Origin of the sequence: Acinetobacter silvestris (assembly GCF_002135235.1) — a bacterium.
Classification (GTDB): Bacteria; Pseudomonadota; Gammaproteobacteria; order Pseudomonadales; family Moraxellaceae; genus Acinetobacter; species Acinetobacter silvestris.
Map to the genome: position 1 here is coordinate 84,514 of NZ_NEGB01000002.1, position 25,968 is coordinate 110,481.

Below are 25,968 nucleotides of genomic sequence, written 5' to 3' on the forward strand. Positions count from 1 at the left end.
CAATTTAAAACAAAATGAGTATTTTTCACACTATACAACTCAAATTCATTTAAATCCAAAAAACATGAAACTTATCAAGTTTTATATCGAAATATTTGATTAAATCCGCTTAATAGGTAAAAGTTGCAACACGTCATTCCTGATTCAAACATTATTTAAAAATATAAATATTATGATATTTTCTCATACAATGAGAAAAACAGATTAACTTATTGTTAATATTATTTTTAATCAGACATAATACTCCCACACATTTTTTTCAACCTAGATATTGCTTTAATTCCATAAGTCGCTAGGATAAAAAGTAATCTTTTCTATTTCATCATTTTCAAAATAGAAAGCTTTTTAAAATAATCATAGATAAACGTGAACACTAATAAGGAATTTTCTATGCAAGGACGTATGATGTTTCAACCGCTACTGATTAGTAGTCTCATTGAACATGCTGCACGCTATCATGGTGACACTGCCATTATCTCCAAGAATACCGATGGTACAATAACAAAAACAGATTGGACTCACGTTGCTGAAAACTCCAAACGCTTTGCAAATGCCTTACACGCATTAGGTTTAAAGCAAAATGATCGTGTCGCGACCATCGCTTGGAATAATCATCGTCATTTAGAATCATGGTATGCAATTTCAGGCAGTGGCATGATATGTCATACCATCAATCCACGCCTATTTCCCGAACAGCTAATTTTTATTATTAATGATGCCAAAGATCGCGTGATCTTATTTGATAAGACTTTTTTACCCTTAATTACTGGGGTAAAAGCGCATATTCCGCTAGTTGAACATTTTATTTGCTTGGGTGCATTCGATCAAGATGTAGCTGATGCACTGCCTGATGTTAAATTCTACGATACGCTTCTTGCAGAACAATCCACGGAATTTGAATGGCCACTGTTGGATGAAACCACCGCAAGTTCTCTCTGTTATACCTCGGGTACGACAGGTAACCCTAAAGGTGCATTATATAGTCATCGTTCAACCATTTTGCACACTTATGCTATTTGCTTACCTGACTCCCTAAATCTCTCTGCACATGACATTATGCTACCTGTCGTACCTATGTTCCATGTGAATGCTTGGGGCACACCTTATGCCGCAGCAATGGTTGGATGCACAATGGTTTTACCTGGCCCCAGCTTAGATGGTGCAAGCTTAGTACAACTCATTGATGAGTTTAAAGTCACTATTGCATTGGGTGTCCCAACGATTTGGCAAGGTTTACTCACAGCCGCAAAACAATCAGGGACGCAACTCAACAGCTTGAAACGCACCATTGTCGGTGGTTCAGCTTGCCCACCCGCAATGATGAAAGCATTTAAAGATATTTATGACTGCGAAACCATCCATGCTTGGGGTATGACCGAAACCAGTCCACTAGGTACTGGAAACCAGCTCAAAGCTAAACATGATCAACTTTCTGATGCTGAAAAATTTAAATTACGCCTTTCTCAAGGTCGCCCCCCTTTTGGTGTAGATCTACGCATTACAAATCAAGAAAAAGGTACACATCAACTAGCACGTGATGGTCACACAACTGGTAATTTACAAATTAAAGGCCATTGGATTATCAATGAGTATTTCGGCAAAAATGAAAGTGCATTAACAACAGATGGTTGGTTTGATACCGGTGATATTGCGGCTTTAAATGAAGATGGCTTTTTATTTTTAAGTGACCGTGCAAAGGACTTAATTAAATCAGGGGGTGAATGGATTTCATCTGTTGAATTAGAAAATATTGCAATGGGACATCCTGAAATTTCAATGGCTGCTGTGATTGCTGCTAACCATCCTAAATGGGATGAACGACCTGTTGTGGTTGCCATTAAAACCACTGAAAGCCAGATTACAGAACAAGATCTTTTAGATTATTACATTGATAAAATTGCGAAATGGCAAATTCCCGATACAGTCATCTTTGTCGAGGCTATTCCACTGAGCGGTACAGGTAAGATGCTAAAAAAAGATTTACGTGAAAAATTTGGTGATGTATTACTAGGTAGTTAAACCTTTTCATCATTTTATAAATTCAAGGTACTCAATATTTTGAGTACCTTTTTTAATGGCTCCTATGTTATTACTTTTCTGAATTTTCAAAGAATACCTTAATCAAAATGTAACAGATGAATCAAATATGAGCAGGACTATATACAAAAAATATTCACGACCTTTTCTAATTTTCAGATGATAATAGACAGTATTTTATTTAAAATAATGTGATCACAAAACATGCCGTATATCAATTTTATTTTGCCGAATGAACACAATAAAATCACATAATTTCAACGACCGATCGCAAAATAATGAGTTATATTTTAAGTAGATAAAATTTTGCAATCAGAGGAAATTCTCATGAACTACCAACATATTCTTGTTGCTGTTGACGATTCCGATGTCGCTCTTACTGCAGCAGACGAAGCTATCATTTTAGCTAAAGCACTGAAGAGTAAAGTCACCCTAATTAGTGTTGTCTCTCTAGATCCTTTGAGCAATACCAGTTTCTATGGAAAAGCACTCAGTGCTACCGATTATTATTCAGAAGCAGTAACTCATGCAAAATACACATTAACCGCTTTAAAACTTAAATTTACCAATGAAGGTATTCAAACCGATACCAAAATCCTTGGCAATATGTCTGAAAGTCATGCTATCACCCAATTGGCAAATGAATTAAATATTGATTTAATTATAATGGGTTCGCATGGTCGAACTGGTTTTAAAAAATTCGCGTTAGGTAGTGTTGCTCAAGATGTACTTACATTAAGTCATGTACCTGTACTAATCGTCAAACATACACAATAATAGCTCAAGCGTTACCATATTGTGTCAATATTAAAGAGTTAAGATCCAATCAGATATATCCTTAATGACTTCTAAATCCACTTGTGAAAACGTATTCATTTCAGCATCTTTAGAGTTTACAAAACAATGCTCTAAATTTTTATAAAGCTTCAGTATTACATTATGACTTTCAGATAAATTCATTTCCCATTCTATAAATTTTTTTTTGCTAAAACTTTATAATCATTGCTACCTTGCAGTAACAGCGTTGAGACATTAGCCTTTTATAACTATCTAAATAACTTAAATATTCTATATAATCATTAAAAAGGAATTGACCAACATTACATCTACAGTAAACATCAGATATCCTTGCGCCATGTGTGAGTAATGGCTGAGTTCATAGTATTCGATAAATGCTGAACTACCATAGAACATCTAAATTCCAACCCAAAAACCTGCACCTTGGGGGAAGGTACAGGCAAAAATTAAAACCTAAGTAGTACATAGAACCTTTTTAAAAACTATTCCGCACAATCCATGTAACGACTATAAATAACTCGTTCACATTTTAAACATTTCCACTTAGTCAAAGGATCCATTTGGTAAACTGGATTTCGCTGTATAATCTGAAACAACCTATAATCATGTCTACAGAATGCTGATTGAATTATTTTAAGAATCATTTCACTTCTCCATTGTAGTGAAATTTGAATAAAAAAACGCTCTCTTAAAAGCGAGAGACTAACTGGATGTATCCCATTCTTGAATCAAACCTTGATTGTATTCTAAATAAAATCACCCTTTAAAATAATACCAAACAAGTCACACTAAATTGTTAAATTGTGAAAATGATTATTTAAATTTGTAATTTTAAAATTTGTCTAATTCGACTTAAACACCCAATAAGGCCATTACTAAAGCAAATTTCCAATTTAAAGCAGCTCTATTTAAACAAATTACTGACTACTTATCACCCAATCAGTTTAGACTTCACTTGGTAAAGGTTATTAGAACCAGTTATGACAGGAAATACTGCAAAATGGTGTTTAACTGATACTAAAATCTTGTAAGGGCTTAAATAATCAACCCGACTCGTTTAGATTTTTATGTGCTACATAGAATGATTTCGATTGCTCACATGGATTTAGACATTAAAAAAGCACTTAAGTTTTATCCCCCTAAGCACTTGATATGTTTGGTTGGCCCAGACAGCTGAAAACAATTCCCTACCCTATTGTTTTTACAATAATAATTTATCTAAGAAAAATAGAGGATACATGGTTTAAGTGTTTTTTTTCAATCCAATTAAATATTTAGTAGCACTTTACTCTCCCACCTCTATATTCATTTTACTTTACTTGAATAATACATAGCTTTTAGTAAATGATGAACCGACATCAATATAATGACAATTATCAATTTGAGTATGCTCTTTTACAATCGTATGACCTAAATAGATTTCATTAATATTTATAACCAAATCATAGGTGTCTGAATGACTACGTATCCTTTCCCCTACCCTAAAGTACATTTGAATAAGCAGATGTAAGACCTGGTATTTTATAGTCACCTTTAGCAATATCATCCTTAAAAATATTCCAGTCACGTATATCAATGTCAGCATGAACTATGCCAATCTTTTTATTTTCTAATTCAACTTCAATCACCAAAGGTCATTCTTCAAAACGGTTTATGATTTCAAACTGTTTTTGTTGAGACAATCTGTAAAACCATTCACCGCCATTACGTGCATGAATATCTTTACTTTTTGGATCATGTTGCCCTTTTATACACATTTCTTCGTGATTTCCACGCACGGTGCAAAGCCATGGCTGATCTAGTAATAATATACATTCAAGTTTTTCATTACTCCAATCGACCAAATCCCCAGTACAGATCAGCAGATCATTTTCAAAATCAAAATGTATTTTCTCTAGCTCAATATACAACATGAAAAATAACAAAATTTGTCATTTTAGTGTGATGAATCACAAAACCACTTAATTCAAGTCAAATAGTGATAAAAAATCACCAATTTCAGGTATATACCATTAATAATTATTACCTTAAATATATATTTTAAATAGGTAAAAAAATGAAAAAATTACTAGCTACATTAATATTATCGTCATTATACGTATCCACACAAACATCACATGCTGAAAAGTTTACACTTGCCATTATTGGTGACCCACAGTTCGACTGGTCATGTTCAAGTGAAGGGACTAGTAGTGCAGAAAATTCAGATTATTGTAAAAATAAAGGCAATGTAAAAAATGAAGCAGAAGATAGTAACAATAAAGCCATAACCGAAATTAAGAAAATTAAAGATGTGAAAGATAATAATTACAAAGGTCTGATTATTAATGGAGACCTGACAGCGTTTGGCCATACTCCTCAACGAAAACGATTCCAAGATTTCTACGATATTAGAGATCCTAAAATAATGATTTATCCAGCACTAGGAAATCATGACTACCAAAATAATATTAATGATTGTGGAGCTAAGGGTACACAAGATCGGAATAATTGTGCTGGAGGAATGATGCATCTAATGGCAGATTGGATCCTCGGATACAAAGGCTTAGGTAAGAATGAAAAACCAGTTATTTGCAATAAGAATATTAAATCTTGTGACATTTCTGCATTCAACAAAAATCCTGCTCAAACTACTGGTAATAGGAATGTAACAGGGAGGAGTATCATCTTGGACAATGCAAGTAAAGAACTCAATACCTTGGCTAAAAACTCAATTAGAACAAGCTAAAAAGGATAATAAGTACGTCATATTAAACTTACACAATATTGAATATTACTTTGGTAAAAATGCCAAGACAAATGCTGAAAAAGTACAAAGCGAAAAAGACAAAATGGAATTAGAAGATCTTCTTGGTAAATATTCACCAAATATTCGCGCTATATTTGTTGGTCATTATCACCAAGAAATTGGTCAAGAGCGTATCTATAATCTTGCTAAACAAATTGCAGGAATTCCAATTTTATATTCAGGCTCCCCAATTTCTGGAAGATTTTTGAAAGTTGAATTTGATGCATCCAACCTTAAAGAGTGTATAAAACCAAACAAAGTCATCACAACACCAAATGGAACTACATCAACTCTACCTAGTATTAGCTGCAAGGCTTTAAATCAATAAGAAGTTTCAACAAAAAAGGGAGTAAAAACTCCCTTTTTAATGCTCATTTTCTTTAGTATTTTAGGATATAACTTGATATCGAAAGCCTTCACTTGAAGGCTTTTTTAAACAACTCTTTTTCAACTTTACGACGATTTACTAATCCCTGCATCGCTCTACCACCTGCTTTAATCCACACATCAAATTGATATAGAAATAGATAATTTAAGTATTTCGCATAAACTGTATTGTGTTAATTTTAGGAAAACTCTAGAGAGTCTACAAAAAAATCCTTATGCTCTGCGAGCAAAATTTACTCATTGTGCCAACATAATTCATGAATCAAGATAAACAGCCTACAACTTAAGTACTTTTTTTAATCAACTTAAATAAAACAAATAATAGTAAAATCCATACAGGCAACATCAACACCGATAGCATAAACCCCTGACTCCACATAATATAAAGAATTATCAGCATAAAAGCCAAAACCAAATAATTAGTGAATGGTGCAAATAACGCTGGGAACTTGGTCTGAATGCCCTGCTGTTTCATGGCTTTTCTGAATTTTAAATGAATTAAACTGATCATCATCCAATTTAATACTGCAGCTGCAACCACAATATAAATTAAATAGCTTAAGGCTTTTTCAGGCACAAAGTAATTCAATAAAACACAGCCAAAAATGAGCAATGCAGAAAATAAAACGGCAGGAACAGGAATCCCTTGTTGAGTAACACGCTTAAAAATTTGTGGTGCATTGCCTTGCTCTGCCAAGCCCAATAGCATGCGACTATTGGCATACATCCCGCTATTACACACCGACACAGATGCCGTCAGAATAATAAAATTCAGTAAATGCGCCGCCCATTCAATGCCCATTTGTTTAAAAATAAGTACAAATGGACTTTTATCTAGGCCACCCAAATCGAGTTGATTCCAAGGTACTAAAGACAACAAAATGGCCAATGAACAGATGTAAAACAAAAAGATCCGAATAACTGTCTGATTCACAGCTTTAGGAATATTTTGGTCAGGGTTTTCTGTTTCCGCGGCCGCCATACTAATCAGTTCAATGCCACCAAAAGCAAACATCATAAAGGCCAGCATATAAAATAGACCTTCAAAGCCATGTGGGAAAAATCCACCATGTGTCCACAAGTTACTAATAGAAGCCGTTGAGCCTACATCTGCCGTCATCAGCAAATAAATACCGAAAACAATCATCGCCACAATCGCAAGGACTTTAATCATTGACAGCCAAAATTCAGATTCTGCATACAGTTTGACATTGGCTAAATTTGCAAGGGTGACCACCACAAAAAAGACCAATACAGAGACCCAAGCAGGAATATGAGGCCACCAGTAATTAACATATTTTCCAATCGCGGTCAGCTCGGTCATGACCACTAAAATATATAAAACCCAGTAGTTCCAACCTGTTAAAAAGCCTGAAAATCGTCCCCAATATTTAAAAGCAAAATAACTGAAGGAGCCTGTAACCGGTTCGTGCACAATCATCTCGCCCAGTTGGCGCATAATCAAAAATGCAATCAAGCCACCAATCATGTAGCCTAAAATAATAGATGGGCCAGCGGATTGAATAATATGTGCTGAACCTAAAAATAAACCTGTGCCAATTGCACCGCCCATAGCAATCAATTGAATATGACGGTTCTTTAAACGGCGCTGAAGTTTAGGCGTCTCGCTGTTCAAAACAGACTCTCATTGGATAAAAACGTGAATTGTAAATGCTTAGTCTCTTATAACCTAGACCATAAGTAAAAATGATTTTAGATTCACATTTTTGGGTTTAAATGAGCCAACATTCATAAATATGCTCAAAGATTAAATAATACAAATTTATAGGTCTAAAATAGATTAGTAGTTAATTATAGTTTTAGCTATAAACTCACTTTTTCTTTTGGTCCTAATTGATGCAAAACTTACAAGAAGCGATTTGGAGAATCGTGATGAGCATAGTTAAATTAAAACCAGAGGAAAAATTGGCTCAGTTGATTGCTTCCAGTGCCAGTTTGATAAATACCATCGATACTGCAACTATTCTTGGACTAAAACCAAATACACTTCGAGTTTGGGCTTCACGTGGTAAAGGTGATCTAAAACCAGTTATGACAGTAAATGGTACAAAATGGCGTTTAACTGATATTAGAAATATTGTTGGGACATAAATAATCAACCCCGACTCGTTTAGATTTTGATGTGCCTATATGGATTGATTTTGATTACTTACATAGTGCTTACATGGAATCAGAAATAAAAAAAGCACTTAGGTTTTATGCCCCTAAGTGCTTGATATATTTGGTGGGCCCACCCAGACTTGAACTGGGGACCAACGGATTATGAGCCTAGATAATTATTTATATTGTTTAATATCAATAACTTATATTAGAAAAAACAAAAAATATAATAATATCAATGCCCCGTAAGATAAATACATACAAACCAAAGAATAATAACGATTTTTTTAGGTTTCGATAGATTATTAAGCAAAATCTGATGACAAATCAAAAAAATAAATGTATGAATAATAATGAAAAAAACCTACAACTTTATTGCATTACCGTAAATGTACCGTAACCAGACCTGAAGACCGTAAAGATAAACCATAGATAACAATACGTTTTTTATAGACCGTAACTAAACATCATCCATTTTACTTAACGATTGAGTCTGCTCTGACCGTAATTCCCAAATAAAAAAATAAGCCTCAGAAATATTCTTTGAGGCTTATTAGCATACTCGATAACAACTAAACCAATATCTGTTCTATATTATCAAAGTGATATCTCACCAACGCATCTGCATACCTAATGATGCCTGAACATCATTTTTAACTTCACTATCTCCACTGTTATTCCACACTTGACCAAGTTCAGTATAAATACCTACATTTGAATTGAGCTGTACTGCACCACCTATAGCCAACTCAGTTGCGCGATATCCACCTTTAGTTTGTATATCCGTTGTTGCTGCTGGAACAATAAATCTAGTGACATCAGTGGTATCACCACTTTGATAGTAATTTATACGTGTATAAGGTTGTACACTTCCAAGACGCATCTGATACTCACCTTTAATACGAGCACCTAAACGTAACATCCAGTCATCATCTGCTTTGTTTTCAACATTCGAGAACTGTAATTCAGTATCTTTTAAACTCATATCACGATAAATAAATTGTGCTTGAGGTTCAATTTTCCAATGGCTAGTCAACTCAAAGGCTTTTCCAACCTCCAAAGACGCTATCCAACTCTTTCCATCCGTTACTGCTCCTTTATTATTTTCTGCTGTATGTAAATTACTACGATAATCTGCACCTTGAAGAACAGCTTCTGCATATAAGCCTGATTTGTCATACCAATTTGCATATGCACCAAGATAACGATTTCTTAAACTATTCCAGCCGACATATTGATTCTCTTTGCCACTAGCGAACCCGTTGACATGCATTTTACCATCCAATTGTCCAACATAGAATCCAGCTTTGATTTGATCGTTAGCGAAAACATCAACGCCTAGCTGAAAACCGGTCTGTTTCCCATCACTTTCTGGGCGAACAGTTCCTTGTTGTTTGATCGTTGGTTCTATGTGTAAATATCTGGTCCAAACCTTGTAGTCTTCTTGATCTGAAGATGAGTTTTCTAAAGCATTATCACCAATTCTTTTACGCATATCACCTAGCATTGTAATATCTCCCTGACGCAATTGGGTTGCCAAAGCTGACATCAAAGGGACTTCCTGACGATAAGTTACAATTTCAGGTTTTGGCTCAGGTTCAATTGAATTAGTACTGGATTTTAGAGCGACACTTTGTCCATTTTGGAATAAACGATATTCATATGCACCAACATCTATATGCCCACCAGCCAAGCTAAATGCATCTGTATCTATTCGAGCGCCACCTTCGGTCTTAATGACTTCTATTCCATTACCAATCGTTTGAGCACCCAAACCACCAACATTAGTAATATTTAAAGTACTGTGTCCACTGGCTATTGCATTTACACCACTCAAAAGCAATTGGTCTGTAGCACTTTGATCATTACCAAATACCGTTGATAATCCCAACTGACCAGTATTCCCTACATAAGCACCTGTTATTTTTAATATGGTTCCTGGCGTAGAACCACTTAAATTCACAACCCCACTGTTATTTAGACTTGCTAAACTTTGGTTATGGCCAGCTAAATCTAACTTTGCCCCAGCTTTTACTTGATGTGCAGAAGTCGCACTTAAACTATTGCTTGCACCCGCTTGCAACGTTCCTTCCGCAACGTCAGTTACACCAGTATAAGTGTTGTGTTGGTTCGTTAAAATTAATGTTCCTGTCCCTTTTTTAGTCAAGAAACCGGCTCCAGAAATTGCACCTGACCAAGTTGCTTGATTTGTACCTGTATCTATTTCAGGATCATTGCTACCTGTCATATATAAATTATTAGCAATGGTCAGTCCATTTTGAGTAAATCCAATAGCAGTACCATCATCCATTGATAATACCCCAGTACCCAATGCTGCTGAATTTCCAAGATTGATACGTCCTTGTTTTAAATTAACCCCCCCAGTAAATGTATTCGCACCATTTAATACCAAAATTCCAGTATCAAGCTTACTAATTCCACCCTGACCCACCAATGGTGCATCAATTTGTGCAGTAATATCGGTATTTACACGTATAACAGCGAGACTACCATCTGCCGTATTCATTGGGCTTAGGCTACCATCCGCACCGGCGACCAAAGTGTAACCATTATCAAGAAATTGTAAGCCAGTAAAATCCTGCTTACCCTCTACTGTAACTATGCCACCCTCTCCACCAAAGATTGCAAAGGGGTTTGTTGAAGAAAGCACTTGGGTACCTGTCGAATCCGTCCAATCGGTATCTGGACCCCAAGTCCCACTACCTCCGCCAATACTACCATTAGGATTGGATGTACCACCATTCCAGAACTGAAGCTGTCCAAACTTGCCTTGTACCAATAAGTTAACTTGATTAGCAATAGAGGTTTGTAGAGTCAGATTATCCGCCGATATTGGCAAGCTGCCATAGACCAGACCATTATCGGTCAGGTTTCCGCCATAGCGGAACAGTTGATAAACACCTGCACCAAAGTCGCCAGCATTACTGATGTTCAGCGTACCATCGAGGATCAGGTTGCCAGCGATATTGACTACAGGGGTAAAGCTAGACACCAAGCCTAGACTGAAGTCCAGATTGGTCCCAGAGGACAATTTCAGCGAACCGACCGACAACGGTATCGCCGTGCCTCCGCCGACCAGAGTCGCACCATTGTCCAATTGTACCGCACCGCCAAGTTGTCCACTTCCACCAATCTTCGCACCACTGGCAACGTTGACATTGGCGCTATTGAACAAGCCATTGACGAATAGACTGCCATCCTGCACCAAAGTGTTTCCAGTGAAGGTGTTGTTGCCACTCAGGAGTAGCTGGCCTGTGCCAGTTTTATGCAATGTACCAGAACCCGTCAGGTTTCCAGTGTAAATGCCGTCAGCATTTTGTGCGAAGGTCAGTGCCGCGTTGTTAACGATCGCTCCTTGCAGACTGCTGGTGTCGCCGATGGTGCTGCCACCGTTCAGCGTAGTGCCGCCGCTGTAGTTGTTGGCACCACCGAGCATTAGACTACCATTACCATTTTTCACTAGGCTGCCATTGCCAGTGATTGCGCCAATCAGAGAAGTGTTTTGGTTACCAGCGAGGGTCAGTTGTGAGCCGAGGTTGACCGCGTTGACCAGTTGCAGCGCCGAGGTGCTGTCGAGATTGCTTTGGCCCGTCACGTTCAATGCGCCACTGCTGATCGCACCATTGTTGCCTAGGATTAGCGTCCCATCGTTGAGCTGGGTACCACCACTGTAGGTATTATTGCCGTTAAGGGTCAGGCTTGATGCACCAGTCTTAATCAGACTACCGATACCGCTGACCATACCGCCAAGGGTCAAAGCATTTGAACCGCCGATAGTCATTCCACCATTGAGCACGATCGCATTGCTGAGGCTGGCAGCGGTGTTGCTATCCAGCGCAGTGCCGTTTGCGGCGGTGACTACGCCAGTACCGAGCGCCACGTTGTTACCAACCACAAGCTTGCCGCCATTGAGTACTGTGCCACCGGTATAACCGTTGGTCGCGTTGAGCACCAGCGTACCAGTATCATATTTGCCCAAAGTGCCAGCGCCGTTGAGCGCTACACCAATGATTGCCGTGGCATTCGGATCGACGCGCACCGTGGCGTTACCCAGCGAGCCGTTGACCAGATTCAGAGAACCTGCCGTTCCGTTGACCAGGCTATAGCCATCGGTAACGAACTGCATGCCAGTGATGCTTTGCGCGCCGTTGACGGTCACCGTACCTGCCGCGCCCTGGAACACGGCGAAATTGTTGCTCCAAGCCTGATTAGTCCTGCCATTAACGTCGGTCCAGTTCGTGTTGCCGATGCCCCAAATACCACTACCACCTTCGACTGAACCGTTCTGGCCTAGTTGATTACCATCCCAGAACTGCACGGTAACGCCCGGTACGGTAACTAGTAAGTTGACCTGATTAGACAGTGCAGTTTGTAGTGTCAGATCGCCCGACGTCACGCTGCCTGGCAGCGTACCAAAGAGCATGCCGTTGTCGGTCAGGCCGCCGGTATAGTTGATCAGGCGGTACACGCCACTGCCGAAACCGCCGATATTGCTGACGTTCAGCGTGCCGTCGAGGGTCAGGTTGCCGCCAACGTTGACCAGTGCATTACCGCCACCGGAGACCGGTGCGCCGAGCCCAACGTCGAAGTTGGAATTGCCGTTGAACACCAGCGAATTCACCGACAAGGTGCTGCCAGTGGCGCCGGCCAGATGACCACCGTCGGCGACTGTCACTGCTCCGCCCAACGAACCGCTGCCGGTCAGAATGCCGCCGCTGTTGACCAGCACGCTGGCGCTGTCGAGCGAACCGTTGACGTTCAACGTGCCAGCGTTGACGGTGGTGTTACCGGTCAGGCTGTTGATGCCGGTCAGGGTCAGGGTGCCAGTACCGAGTTTGCTCAATTCGCCGGTGCCGGTGAGGACGCCGTCAAAAATACTGTTGGCGTTGTTGTCACCAATGCTCAGTGCGTTGCCGCCACCAATCAGCGCGGTGCCGCTGCCGGTCAGGCTGGCCAGGCTGCCCGAACCACCGAGGTTGAGGCTCGCAGCAGCGCCGAGATTAACCCCGGCGTTGCTGCCCAGTGCCGAGTTGCCCAGCGTGGTCAGACTGCCAGATTCCACATCGAACATGCCGCTGAAGGTGTTGTTGCCGGAGAGTGTCAGATCGGCCAGGCCATTCTTGGTCAGAGTGCCCGCCCCGGCGATCACACCGCCCAGGGTCAAATTGTTGTTGCCGGCCACGCTCAGGTTGGCATTGACGTTAACGTTGTTGGCCAGCACCAGCGGCGCGCTGGTGTCGAGGGTCGAAGCACTTGCCACGGTCACCGCGCCGGAACCGAGGCCCGACGAAGTGCCGAGGGTCACGGTGCCTGCATTCAGCGTGGTGCCGCCGCTGTAGGTGTTGATGCCGTTGAGCGTCAGGTTTGAGGCGCCATTCTTGATCAGTCCGCCAGTCCCACTGACCACGCCACTGAGGGCCACGTCGCTGTTGCCGGTGTTGGTCAAATTGGCGTTGAGCACCACGTTGTTGCCCAGCGACGCCGACGTGTTGCTGTCCAGCGCAGAGGCTCCGGCCACGGTGAGATTGCCCAGACCCAGGGCGCCGTTGCTGCCAACGGTCAAGGTCCCGGCATTGAGCGTGATACCACCGAGGAAGTTGTTGTTGCCGCTCAGGGTCAGGTTGGCTGCGCCGTTTTTGATCAGGCTGCCGGCGCCATTCACTGTGCCGACAAGGGTCAGGTCCGCCGAGCCGCCAATGCCAAGATTGCCCGCCAGATTGACCGCGTTGTTCACCGCCACTGTGGTGTTCGCATCCAGTGTGGTGCCGTTCGCCGCATTCAGAGTCGCAGAACCGAGCGCCGAGTTCGACGCCAGAATCAGCCCGCCCGCGTTCAGCGCCACCGGCCCAAGGAAAGCATTGTTACCGCCGAGGGTCAGGTTGGCTGCGCCGGTTTTGATCAAGCCACCTGTGCCGCCGATCACGCCGTTGAGGGTCAGATCATTGCTGCCGACCACAGTCAAATTGCCGTTGAGCGTCGTGGTGTTTGCGAGGGTTACCGCGGCGTTGCTGTCCAGTTGCGTACCGGCATTGGCGATCAGCGCGCCGGTGCCCAGCGCGGTATTGCTTCCGACCACCAGCGTTCCTCCGTCCAGTTGCGTGCCGCCGCTGTAGCTGTTGGCGCCGTTGAGCACCAGCGTGCCGCTGTCGAGTTTGTTGAGAATGCCGCTGCCATTGATGTCCACGCTCGCGGTCGCGGTCACGCCCGGATCAACCCGTACTGCCGTGGTCCCGCCAGTGCCGTTGACGGCGGTCAGTAGCCCCGACGTGCCATTCACCACGTTGTAGCCATCGGTGAGGAATTGCATCCCCGTGAACAGTTGCGTGCCGTTGACCGACACCGTGCCGGCCGTGCCCTGGAACACCGCGAAGTCGCCGGCCCAGGTCTGGTTCAGCGTGCCGTTGGAATTGGTCCAGTTGGTGCCGCCGGCATTCCACGTGCCGCTGCCGCCATCCACAGTGCCGTTCGGGATGGTCTGGCTACCGTCCCAGAAACGCAGGTTGGTGTTCGGTGCCGACACAATCAGGTTGACCTGATTACCCAGGGTCTGCACGAGGATGTCGCCGAGGCCGTAACCTACTGGCACACCGGCCACGGTCAGGCCGTTGTCGGTCAGCGCACCGATGTAGTTGAACAAACGGTAGACACCGACGCCGAAACCGCCGGCATCGGTGACGTTGAGATTACCGTCGAGGGTCAGGTTGCCGCCGATGTTCATCAGCGAGGTGGTCGACGGCGTGGCGAGGCTCGCATCGACATTACTGTTGGCCGTGAGGATCAGCGACGAGGTGGACAAGGTATTGCCCGAGGACAACGCCAGATGACCGCCGCTGTTGATGGTGATGAGGCCGAGCGCCGAACCGGTACCCGTGAGGGTCGCACCATTGTTGATCTTGAGCTGGGTGCTGGCCAGCGAACCGGTGAGGTTCAACGTACCGCCGTTGACGTTAGTGTTGCCGGTGAGGCCGCTGCTGCCGGTAAGGTTCAGCGTCCCGCTACCGATTTTGGTCAGGCCACCGCTGCCACCGAGGTCGCCGTCGAAGGTGCTGGTGTTGCTCACGCCGCCTACGGTCAAGAGGTTGCCGCCGGCAATCTGCACACTGCCGCTGCCGCTCAGCCCGTCGAGGCTGGCGCTGCTGTTGAGATAGAGACTGGCACCGGCGCTGATATTGGCGCCGGACGTGTTGCCGAGCGCGCCGCTGCTTGCGGTGGTGAGGCTGCCGGCGGCGATGTTCAGCGCACCGGTGAAGGTGTTGTTGCCGCTGAGCGTCAGATCGCCAAAACCGTCTTTCGTCAGGCTGCCGGCACCATCGATCACGCCGCTGAGGTTCAGGGTGTTGCTGCCGGCCAGGGTCAGGCCGGCGTTAAGGGTGATGTTGTTGCCGACGCTCATGCCGGTGCTGGTGTCCAGCGTCGAAGCGCCGCCGACGGTCAAGCCGCCATTGCCCAATGCACCTGCCGAGCCCAGTGTCAGCGTACCCGCATTGAGGGTGGTGCCGCCGCTGAAAGTATTGGTGCCGTTGACGGTCAGGTTGCCGCCGAGAGCGACAGCGTTGGTCAGAGCCACGGTGGTGCTGGAGTCGAGGGTAGTGCCCGCCGCCGTAGTCAGTGCGCCAGTACCCAAAGCGGTGTTGGAGCCGACGATCAGCGTCCCGTTATTCAGCGCGGTGCCACCGGAGAAGGTGTTGTTGCCGCTAAGGGTCAGGTTGGCGGTGCCGTTTTTGATCAGGTTGCCGGTGCTGCTGATGACGCCGCTCAGGCCCAGCGCCTGAGTGCCGCCGAGGGTCAGCCCCCCCGCCAGCGCGACGGCGTTTGCCAGTGTCACCGCCGTGGTCGCATCTAGCGTCGTGCCGTTCGCCGCATTCAGCGCGCCCGTGCCGAGGGCGGTGTTGCTGCCGACGAACAAGGTACCGCCGTTGAGCGCGGTGGTGCCGCTGTTGGTGTTGTTGCCGGTTAGGGTCAGATTGGCGCTACCGCTCTTGGTGATCGCGCCGGTGCCGGAGACAATGCCGGACAGGGTCAGGGCATTGCTGCCGAGCATGTTCAACGCACCGGTGATGCCGACGTTGTTAGCCAGGGTCACGTTGCCGGTGCTGTCGAGGCTGCTGCCGTTGCTGGTGTTGAGTACACCAGTGCCCAGGGCGTTGTTGTTGCCGACGCGCAAGGTGCCGGCGCTGAGGCTGGTGATCCCGCTGTAGGTGTTGATGCCGTTGAGGGTCAGGCTGCCGCTGCCAGTTTTGGTCAGGTTGCTGGCGCCTCTGATCACCCCGCCCAGGGTCAACGCACCGGTGCCGGTGGCGGTCATGGTGCTGTTGAGGTTGATCGCGTTGCTCAGCGAAATCGGCCCCGGCGTCGAAAGGCTCGTTGAGCCACCGACCGTGATGCTGCCGGTACTGAACGCCTGGTTGTTGCCCAGCAGTACCACACCGCCGTTGAGCACGGTGTTGCCAGTGTACGTGTTGATGCCGTTGAGGTTGATCTGGCCGCTGCCGATCTTGGTCAGGCCGCCGGTGCCGGATATCACCCCGTTCAGGGTCATGCCGTTGATGCCTTGTACGGTCAGGCCACCGGCGCCCAAGTTGATCTGGTTGGCCAGTGCCAATCCGGCGTTGCTGGCCTGGATAATCCCGCCGTTGGACGTCAGCACACCGCTGCCGAACGCCGCGTTGTCGTTGAACTGCGCAACACCGCCATTGAGCGTGGTCGCGCCACTCACCAACGGGCCCTGCAAAGTCCAGGTGCCGCTGTTGAGGGTGAGGTTGTTGAAGTTGACGTAGACCGCGCTGGACGCCGTGCCGGTCCCGGTGGTGCCGCCGCCGAGGCCGATCGGGTTTTGCAGGATCAGCGTGTTGGTACCGGCCGCACCTCCATCGATCGTCCCGGTCGGTGCAAAGGTCAGGTTGATGCCGATCATGCCACCGAGGCCGACGGTGGTTTGCACGCCGTCACCGGGGTTAACGCTCGAACCGGTGATCGCGTAGAAGGTGTTGGTGCTGCCTGCCCCCATCGACACACTGCCGGTGATGTTACCGGCGTTGGTGAAGCTGTTGCCCGCCACCGACGTCTCGAACGCGACCCGGCCGTTGATCGTGCCGCTGGCATTGTTAGTCATGTTGACTTGCGAACCGCCATACACCCCGACCACTGGAGTATCGGCCAAGGTAATCCCGCCGACTGACAGCCCGGTAGAGGTGATGGTACCGTCGTTGGTGATGGTCGTGGTGCCCGCCACCGCGTTGTTTACTGCAAGTGCCAGACCGTCGATGCTGGTCAGGTTGGGACCCAACAACATGCCGGTGCCGCGGATGATCCCGCTGCCGTTGTTGACCACGCTCACCGCACTGGTGGCGCCACTGCCAATAAATGCACCGCCACTAAGGATCGAAACCAGCCCCAGCAAGGCCGGGTCAATAGTGCCGGAGTTGTTCAGGTTAATGTTGGCCCCGGTCAGATTGAGCACCTTGCCGCCCAGAGTCGCGTTCATCTGCGCGGCATTGTTGACGTTGACCGTCAGTCCACTGGTGGCACTGGAAAAGTTATTGAGAAACAATGGTAAGCTCGGCACACCGCTGCAAGTCATGGTCGCCCCAGCGGTTGAGCAGGTAGCCATAGCTGCGGGACTAATAACTCCTGCACATAACAAAGCAATTACCATTCGACTTAAAGGTTTATACAGTGTCATTATTCTTATTTCACTCGACACTGTTCTTATAGGCAATGAAGATGCGCCACTACTGTGTGAGGTTTTACCTCCAGTACGGGCATTTTCTTGTGCAACGACCCAAATATTTAATGCTGAATTCCATATGACTTTGTAAATTTTATTCATTTCAACATCCCAAATACAAAAAAAAGATCAAATATTAACCATGAGATCAGATAATGCTAGAAATGTATATCCCTGAAATTGGTGATTTTTTATATTTTTATTTGATTTAATTCACCATTTACCCAAACTATCTATAACAAGTTTACATTCTGTAAGTTCTTATAAATCTCTAAGTATTTTCATACCGCATGATTGCAAATGAGATTGAATTTTTATAGATCAAAATGGAATAATTCTATTTATAAATATAGACGAGGAAATGGAAAAATTTATATTTCATCCTCAATAGCTACTTCATAATGAATCATATTGATAAATTACTTGTTATAATTTATAAACAGTAACTAACCAGTATCCATTTTGCCCCAAGGTTAAGTCCAGTTTTGACTGTAGACCGCCGATAAATCTGCAGTCTACAGGTGTAATTTATGCAGCTATAGATAGCTCAGATACACTTATTACTAAGCCACCCAAACTAGCATCGTATCGTTCACCATTCAATTCAATCCATCGTGGTGTTATAGAACTCATATAAGAAAGCGCACGATATTGATAACCACCCCATCCAAGACACTCAAAATTGACTATCTTTTGCTCATATATTTTTTTACTGTTTAAAATACTAACTTGACAGTATTTATTAACAAAATTTACAGCTTGTTTAGGTCTGATCACTAATCTATGCTCTTCATCCAAAGTGAAAAACTTATGTTGTAATTTTGAACCAATAAAGCCTATTTCATGACATTTATCTAATTTCTTTAAGCCCTGATTAATCAACTTTTCTAACTGCTCAGTATCATATCTTTTCAAAGCTTTAACCCTTTTAAACACGTTCTGATCGATATGTCTCATTACAGCTTTTATTATAAGACTATCATTGTATGCTTCACTTAACTTTCGCACTTTCCTATAATCTGCAGACTTCATAATCTTAAGAATATCGTTCATGTTATCAACACATACTGAAATTTTGGCTATCTCTGAATACAAGCTAAACTCTACTGCCTGATCTTTAGGGCTATAAGGAATTGATTTAGGATTTTGTTGAATATACTGACCATGCTGGTATATTCCTTCATCATGCTCATTAACATTTACTAGGAAGCGTTGAGCTACGCCTAATATCTTACTGGCCTCAATGTGCTCTAAATGTTGCTTAAATGTCATAAATTGAGTTTCAAGTTTATGATATTTCGTATTTTCATACGTTTGAACACTGATATTTGATAATGGAAGAGATTTGCTAAGACGATACCCTAAGTAATTCGAATTACTATATAGGTAGCATTTATCTAAATTAAATGCATGATTAGCTAACGCAGCATCATTTACCACAATCTCATCATTAATACATCCAAATCCCTTTACTTGAATCATATCTTGAAGAAAAGTGTTTACTCCTCTTACAAGATTTCCAAATTCAATACCTTTCTCTTATGTCGCATCAAATGAGCTAGAGATCGTAAAGATTCAAGGATTTCTAGATTATTAATGTAATCAATTGATATTAAGTTATTCAAATCATGATGATAGCTATCAAGATTATGAATTATTGTATCATCAGTATTTGAATCCCAGCTCGGGCCAAGTTAAGAGTAATCGTGAAAAGATTATTGAAAAAGTATGGTTATCCACCAGATATGGCATTACTTGCAACTGAGACTGTTATTGAGCAAGCTGAACAGTTAGCCAATGAATTAGCAATAAATCATGCCTAAACCATAAGTAATAAGATGGTCCATCGGACTTTTAAACTGATGGACCGTCAGATAGACCGTAGGTCTGTAAGATATTTTTTCTAATTTGCATAAAAAAACCCTCTAAGTTCATGACTTAGAAGGTTTAATATTTGGTGGGCCCACCCAGACTTGAACTGGGGACCAACGGATTATGAGTTCTACGACCCACCTTACACCCTATAAGTTAAAAACCATAAATATACATATATACAATAAGATACAAAACTTTCTTTTTCAACTATTGGCCCTTAAGGTTGCTTATAGTATCTTTAATACGCTTACTAATTGCTTACTTTTTTAGGTTAATGGCATGAATTTTACAAAACCACTTATTGAAAAACTAGAATGTATATCTGATTCTAAGCCATCTTTTTATTGGGATAGCTCGACTAGCGGTTTTGGAGTGAAAGTAACTCCTAATAATAAAAAGACTTACATCTTTCAAGGCCGTGTAGGATCAACAACTCGACGTATCACTATAGGAAACATAAAAGATTGGCGGTTAACCGATGCCCGTGAAAAAGCTAAAGAGCTTGCTGTAATGTGTATACAAGGAATCGACCCCAAAGTTGAAAAAGATAAACGTATTAAATCCGACCAAGAATATCTTAAGACTGAAAAACGAAAAGAAACTTTATTCAAAGAAGCTTGGAATATTTATCTTGAAGAAAACAAAGAAAGATGGAGAGAACGCACCTATCTTGACCATTTATTGCTATCAAAAGGCGGTTTTGATGAAATCAAAAAATTTAACTATAAACCTCAGCCTATTTTTGAATTGTTAGAAGAAAAGCTCTCAAACCTTGATAACAACTATTTTTCTGACTGGCTTCAAAATAATAGTTACCGAGAAACCTCAGCTAGTAAAGCTTTCCGTCTCGTTAGAGCCTTTTTAAATTGGTGTGAAGAAGATGATAGATTCCAAGGAATAGCCCCTGCAAATGCCATTAAATCTAAAAAAGTAAGATCTAAAGTAAAACCAATTCAAGCAAGAAAAGATTGCCTTCTAAAAGAACAGCTGGAAATATGGTTTTCTACTGTCCTCAAATCTCAAAATAAGGCACTAGCCACATTTTATATGTGTTGTTTATTGACTGGTGCTCGTAAAGATGAATTCCTTTCACTTAAGTGGGATGACTTGGATTTTAGGTGGAAGACCATTCAACTGAAAGACAAAGTTGAAGATAGTGGTCGTACCATTCCAATGACTAAGTATGTTGAAAAGCTATTACGTGACATAGAAAAAATAAGCGATTCATCTTATATATTTAGTAGCAATACCTCTGCGACGGGATACATCGTCAATCCATACAAAGAATTTAAGAAAATCTGTAATGAAATAGATATTCAGCTAACAATTCATGGCCTTAGACGTTCATTTAAGTCATTGGCGGAATGGGTAGATATTCCTGTAGGTGTCACAGCACAGATTTCTGGACATAAACCAAGTGCTCTAGCGGAAAAACATTATACTTATCGGCCTATGGATATGCTTAGAGGACATCTGCAAAAATATGAGAATTGGGTTTTGGAACAGGCTAAAATTAAGTTTTAAAAATTAAACTCCATTCTCTCAGAAGAATAAAAAATCATACTTAGCTATCTTTGAAATCATAGCAAATTCGCTATGATTTCAAAGGATTCATTTCATGAAAACTCAATATAACCGCCCACCGTCATCTCATCCTGGTCCTGGTGGTAATTGGCCAAGCACAACAGGTCGCCCATCAGGTGGTGGTCGTGGTAATGCCAAGTAATTATTAAGGGGAGCAATCCCCTTAATCCAGGATTACCGATGAAAAAGTACAGTAATGACAAAGAACTGAACAAATTTATTCGGCAGCTTATCAAGGATGGTATCGCATCTTTTAGACCTGGCAAAAAACATGATTTTTTGCTTGTAAATCAATTACAAAAGATTACGATACCAGGTACACCTAGTGACCGAAAAGCCTATTTAAACTTTAAAACAGACATACGCAGAGCTTTACAATGCCAAAGAATACCTTTCCAACAACTATAGAAATTGTTCGTGATTTATTTAGTCACATGGATACCAAGAGCCAACTCTCAGAGACGGATTCTAAACACTTAGATGGTTCGTCAAACAAACTATTAACTTCACACTATGATGTAGACTTATTTTTAGATCAGTTATGCCCAAAAGAGTTTTCTAATCGTACAGATTTGCAGTTCACAACATTACTCAAGCGTAATGTATTGGATCGCTACAATGCTATGCTATTACATGCTCGTCTAACATCGTTAATGGGTGTTGAGTCTATTCGTACTTCCCTATGGTCAAATTACTTAGTTCCATCACTGCATCAACTCATAACGTTTTGCGTTACACAAATGGGGATCGCCAAGCACTGGAAAGGTGACAACTTTATTAAAGAAAGCTTAGCTTATCTTAAAGATACTGACCAAAACTTTGCTCACTTTTTGAAAAGTGACGTTTTAAGTCCTGATGATAAAAATTACATTAGTAAATTTGGTCGCCCAGATGCCTTACCTACTCCATCAACATTAAAACGCTTATTTTTAAACAAGAATGAAGCATCGCAAGCACATTATGAACTGTTGTGTTTTGCACGCTTACTACAAGCCTTAAAAGTTAAATATGGATTCTCATTGCAACATGGAAACTTTATTCACTTTTTAGCGGAACAACACAATCAAAAATTGAAGTCGCACCGTATTTCGCAACACGATACACAGGCACTGACATTTAGAGCGATGGCTATTGCCAATTCACAAACACATTTTCCTTTTTTAATGGAGATTCCTCTTTCATATCAAAAATTAACTCAAGTATTTTTTGATAGAACACACGTCAAACGTATTGATCAAACTGATACTCGCTTAGCGTCAATGGTATACAGCTCAACAGGTGAAACAACTTTTCAGCTTAATATATTGATGGTAAACCAAATCAATAAGTACCTCACTGAACATCAAGAAGTAGGTCATCTCCTCCCATATATACATTGGGCTAAAGCGATTAATTTGGTATATCAATATCAATTTAAGGAAGCTCTCACTGAATATGAACTGTGCTTAGATGGTTTGTTATATCGTGATATGCGTTATTTAGAAGTACTACTAAATGAGATGATTTGCATTGCTTCACTAGTGGAGAGCCAAAATAAACTCATTGGAAAGATTTCAAATTTAGCTATCCAATTTGACCTTAAAGTTGGAATATTTGATCCAATCGAACGTCCTGACCGCTTCAAAACAGAGTTTGTTTTTGAAGAATGGGAGAAAGAAGCAACCCTGGTTGGATTCTTTAAATATTTCACTGCTGAGACTTTTAGTGACAAAGGTACGGAGATTAAGAAGTTAATTCCTAAAATAGGTAACCTTGCAGTTCCTATGGATATTAGCCCCGACTTTAAAAAATTTAATAAGGACATTTACATTGATATTGAACAAAGACGTAAATGGCCTCAGCTTCACTATTTTGTAACTATCGGGGATTTCCTTACTGCTAAAAAACTCATTGAAGCTAGCGCTAACATAAATGGCCTTAATTCAAATAAAGAAAGTATTGTTCTATTGGCATTGAATCATGTTACTGCTCAACCCGATGAAACATACGCATTTATTAAACATGTATTGGAATGTAGTTTTGATAAGGAGCTTTTAAATGAGCGCACAGCGAAAAAGCAGACTTGCCCCCTAAATTTTGCTGTGGAAAAAAATTTACCAAAACTTGCAAAATTGTTATTGGAAAATGGCGCTAATCCCAATATTACTAGCCTTTACGGCATTTCAATGCTTTACCAGAATTTAGGTGTAATCAGCATGTTAAATGGCCATAAAGTTGAACAAACAAATGATAAATACCTTGCAGACTCTATTAGACGTCATTCTAATGGAGGTAGTGATATCGAAAGCTATAATCAGCTTCAAAAGCTCCTACACAATGATCCAAGAAAAGTATTATTTGAGGAAGTAAAAAGAATTTCTCTTGGAGACAAGAAAATTTGTGATGCTTATGAGATTTTCGAGTTACTTTTGCAATATGGTGCAGATCCAAATCAAAATACGGCTCAACATCCAATCAAAGGCTATACACCTTTCATGTTAGCTATTGAAAAAGATAATGCTTATGCTGTCGATCTTATGTTGAAACATGGTGCTCAATTGGAACAAAGCTATGTAAAAGCTGATGAAGGACGTCGTGTTTTTTTACATGAGATCGTTGATTTTTTTAATGCTAATCGAGTAAAAGAATTAATTTCTATTTCATAATAATGAAAAGCGTCTATCAGCAAATTCACTGATGATAGACGCCTATCCTGTTATTTATTTATGTAATTAATCTACATTTCAAACGTCCGACATCACTATTAGCAACTCGACTTTGTGGAATCAGCCAACAACAAGACTCGTCATCTTTAATCGCAATATAATGATGTTTTGCATAGTCCAACAAACTTGGCTCAGTAATTAAACGCTTCTTCCAGTTCGGCATATCTAGAGGAATTTCATAGTCAGCAATAATTTCTCCCAAATCTTTTTTCATCAATAAATTAAAAAGCTCTTTTAAATAACTTGAATCACGACTAAATAGAAATTTTAAATCTTCAGTATTCGCTATTAAACATCGTTTAGGTGCAGATACTGCATGTAAAATAGACCACCAATATTGGTAGAATTCATTATCACCGATAGTTAATAATGCACGCCTAAAGTCGTTAGAAATATCCTTTTCAGTTAGGTATTTTTCTACGACATTTTTTCGCAATGTATTTAAATTCTCATAATCAAACTCTTTAAAACACTCTAAGAAAATTTTAATACTTCCCCGACAGAATAAAGTGTCCTCCAAATCATGAATTGCCTTTCGATTATTTTCAGAATGAATAATCAATGCAGCCTTTAATTTCTCTTCTTCAACTTGCTTAGTTGCGAATTTTGAAGAAATAGATTTATCCTGCAAATATTGATAAATCTTATCTTGTCCTGGTACTAACTCTGTCACCAAGTTTAAAGCACTTAAAAAAGAATCATCGTTATCAATTGTTGAATTATTAACAATATTTCGAATAACACGCATCCAATCTAAAAAGGATTCTATTGAGAATTCGAATGTGGAAATCAAATAAGAAGTTTGTGCATAGAACATCACACGTTGTGGATATGTAACGTGGGTTGAGGTAGTGATTAGTTCAAAAAAGTTACTAAAAACCATATCACTTTTTAGATCTTTAAGATTTAAAAAATTTAACTTATTCAATATAGTATCTATTAAGCTAAAATCAATATCAGTATATTTATCCAAACTATTTACTAAATATTCAAACGCACTTTTATCAAAAGGAATAGAAATTAAAGCTGATGGAGTAGCTGCCAATTTTTGTATGTTATCTAGATCTTTTTTATTTACTAAGTATAGATTGGAAATTAATTGTAAAAGATAATCATCAATAGAATTTTCTTTATTACGATAATTCCATAATAAATCTGTCCATTGATTATCTATTTTATATGCAAATTTTTGGTTAAATTCAGCATCTTTATTTTCCCACCCCTCATCACTAATTTGTTTTTCTAATAGGGCCTTAAAGTTTTCAAATGCAGTGAGAGCCTTTCCGCGAGCATTCATCGTAATATAAAGATCATCAGATAAACCAAAATTATCTAAATCTAGATGATAAAATTGAATCACATTTTGTTCTGTAAGTTTGCTCCATCCATTACGAATATTATAAAACTTAGAATGAATAGCATCTAGCATGTTTAACATAGCTGAGATCGTAGGATCTTGCTTCCAAGATAAAAAGAACCAAGGCTTATCGGTAATCAATTCAGATATTTTTTTACCATTTTCTAAATTAGCGATATCAAAAGTATCTTTGACTAATGATTCACAAAACTCTCGTGAGCTAATTCGAGTTTCATAAGTGAAGTTTAAAAGTCTGCTTTTCAACTTTTCATCAACTTGATCTTTATTTGCAAAATAAAAGTGCAATAAGAACAATGTTGTTAACCGTTGCTGCCCATCTAAAAGTTGTAGAGCATCATCGACTTGACTGCCATAAACAAAGTCGAGCTCGATAAATTTTTCTTCATTTAATGAAGTATAAAGTGCATGTAGAAACCGTGTTCTGACTTTTTCTTGCTCTAGACGCCCTTGAGCATAATCCCGTTGAATAATTGGGATTTCAATTTTATTTGATTGAATAAGATTCCAAAAAGATATTTTTTCTGCGGTTTGTTTATTTAACACTGTC

11 protein-coding genes and 3 pseudogenes are annotated in these 25,968 nt (G+C 41.4%); 8 read left to right on the plus strand and 6 right to left on the minus strand.

The window, feature by feature from the left end; genetic code table 11:
• Positions 1-390: 390 nt before the first annotated feature.
• Together B9T28_RS03865 and B9T28_RS03870 are read left to right on the plus strand one after the other, a co-directional pair.
• Positions 391-2,019 carry a long-chain-fatty-acid--CoA ligase gene (locus B9T28_RS03865; protein ID WP_086202648.1) on the plus strand — a complete coding sequence of 543 codons (1,629 nt, stop codon included), beginning with the start codon at positions 391-393 and terminating at the stop codon, positions 2,017-2,019.
• A 345-nt stretch (positions 2,020-2,364) separates the two neighbouring features.
• Positions 2,365-2,814 (plus strand): universal stress protein, encoded by a 450-nt coding sequence (locus B9T28_RS03870; protein WP_086202649.1) that lies wholly within the window; start codon positions 2,365-2,367, stop codon positions 2,812-2,814.
• A 1,331-nt stretch (positions 2,815-4,145) separates the two neighbouring features.
• Here B9T28_RS03870 and B9T28_RS03875 read toward each other — a convergent pair.
• Positions 4,146-4,748, minus strand: a pseudogene (locus B9T28_RS03875) (metallophosphoesterase); the annotation flags it as partial.
• A gap of 143 nt (positions 4,749-4,891) precedes the next feature.
• Here B9T28_RS03875 and B9T28_RS03880 point away from each other — a divergent pair.
• Complete coding sequence (locus B9T28_RS03880; RefSeq protein ID WP_086202650.1) at positions 4,892-5,563, plus strand: metallophosphoesterase family protein; 672 nt, start codon at positions 4,892-4,894, stop codon at positions 5,561-5,563.
• Complete coding sequence (locus B9T28_RS03885; protein WP_086202651.1) at positions 5,511-5,951, plus strand: metallophosphoesterase family protein; 441 nt, start codon at positions 5,511-5,513, stop codon at positions 5,949-5,951. The genes B9T28_RS03880 and B9T28_RS03885 overlap by 53 nt, the downstream gene beginning before the upstream one ends.
• 342 nt (positions 5,952-6,293) lie before the next feature.
• Here B9T28_RS03885 and B9T28_RS03890 read toward each other — a convergent pair whose 3' ends face one another.
• Complete coding sequence (locus B9T28_RS03890; protein WP_086202652.1) at positions 6,294-7,646, minus strand: amino acid permease; 1,353 nt, start codon at positions 7,644-7,646, stop codon at positions 6,294-6,296.
• A gap of 257 nt (positions 7,647-7,903) precedes the next feature.
• Here B9T28_RS03890 and B9T28_RS03895 point away from each other — a divergent pair, with 257 nt between their 5' ends.
• Positions 7,904-8,122, plus strand: coding sequence for a hypothetical protein (locus B9T28_RS03895; protein ID WP_086203033.1), 219 nt, complete (start codon positions 7,904-7,906; stop codon positions 8,120-8,122).
• 619 nt (positions 8,123-8,741) lie between these two features.
• On the opposite strand, the gene B9T28_RS03900 is transcribed toward B9T28_RS03895, so the two are convergent.
• The 3 genes and pseudogenes from B9T28_RS03900 to B9T28_RS03905 form a co-directional block, all read right to left on the minus strand.
• Positions 8,742-17,702, minus strand: coding sequence for an autotransporter-associated beta strand repeat-containing protein (locus B9T28_RS03900; protein ID WP_252053472.1), 8,961 nt, complete (start codon positions 17,700-17,702; stop codon positions 8,742-8,744).
• A gap of 216 nt (positions 17,703-17,918) precedes the next feature.
• Positions 17,919-17,981: pseudogene (locus B9T28_RS15120) on the minus strand (ESPR domain-containing protein); the annotation flags it as partial.
• 426 nt (positions 17,982-18,407) lie between these two features.
• The gene (locus B9T28_RS03905; RefSeq protein WP_086202654.1) at positions 18,408-19,361 is read right to left on the minus strand and encodes a hypothetical protein; all 954 of its coding nucleotides are present in this window, start codon (positions 19,359-19,361) and stop codon (positions 18,408-18,410) included.
• Positions 19,362-19,561: 200 nt separating this feature from the next.
• Here B9T28_RS03905 and B9T28_RS03910 point away from each other — a divergent pair.
• From B9T28_RS03910 to B9T28_RS03925, 3 genes and pseudogenes are all read left to right on the plus strand, one after another.
• Positions 19,562-19,702 (plus strand): annotated as a pseudogene (locus B9T28_RS03910) (type I restriction enzyme endonuclease domain-containing protein); the annotation flags it as partial.
• A gap of 331 nt (positions 19,703-20,033) precedes the next feature.
• Positions 20,034-21,278, plus strand: a complete 1,245-nt coding sequence (locus tag B9T28_RS03915) for a tyrosine-type recombinase/integrase (protein ID WP_086202655.1) — start codon at positions 20,034-20,036, stop codon at positions 21,276-21,278.
• Between the two features lie 437 nt (positions 21,279-21,715).
• Positions 21,716-23,983 carry an ankyrin repeat domain-containing protein gene (locus tag B9T28_RS03925; protein ID WP_086202657.1) on the plus strand — a complete coding sequence of 756 codons (2,268 nt, stop codon included), beginning with the start codon at positions 21,716-21,718 and terminating at the stop codon, positions 23,981-23,983.
• Between the two features lie 58 nt (positions 23,984-24,041).
• Here the strand turns inward: B9T28_RS03925 and B9T28_RS03930 are convergent, their stop codons facing one another.
• A complete protein-coding gene (locus B9T28_RS03930; protein ID WP_086202658.1) occupies positions 24,042-25,964 on the minus strand; it encodes a GmrSD restriction endonuclease domain-containing protein in 1,923 nt (640 codons plus the stop codon).
• Positions 25,965-25,968: the final 4 nt, after the last annotated feature.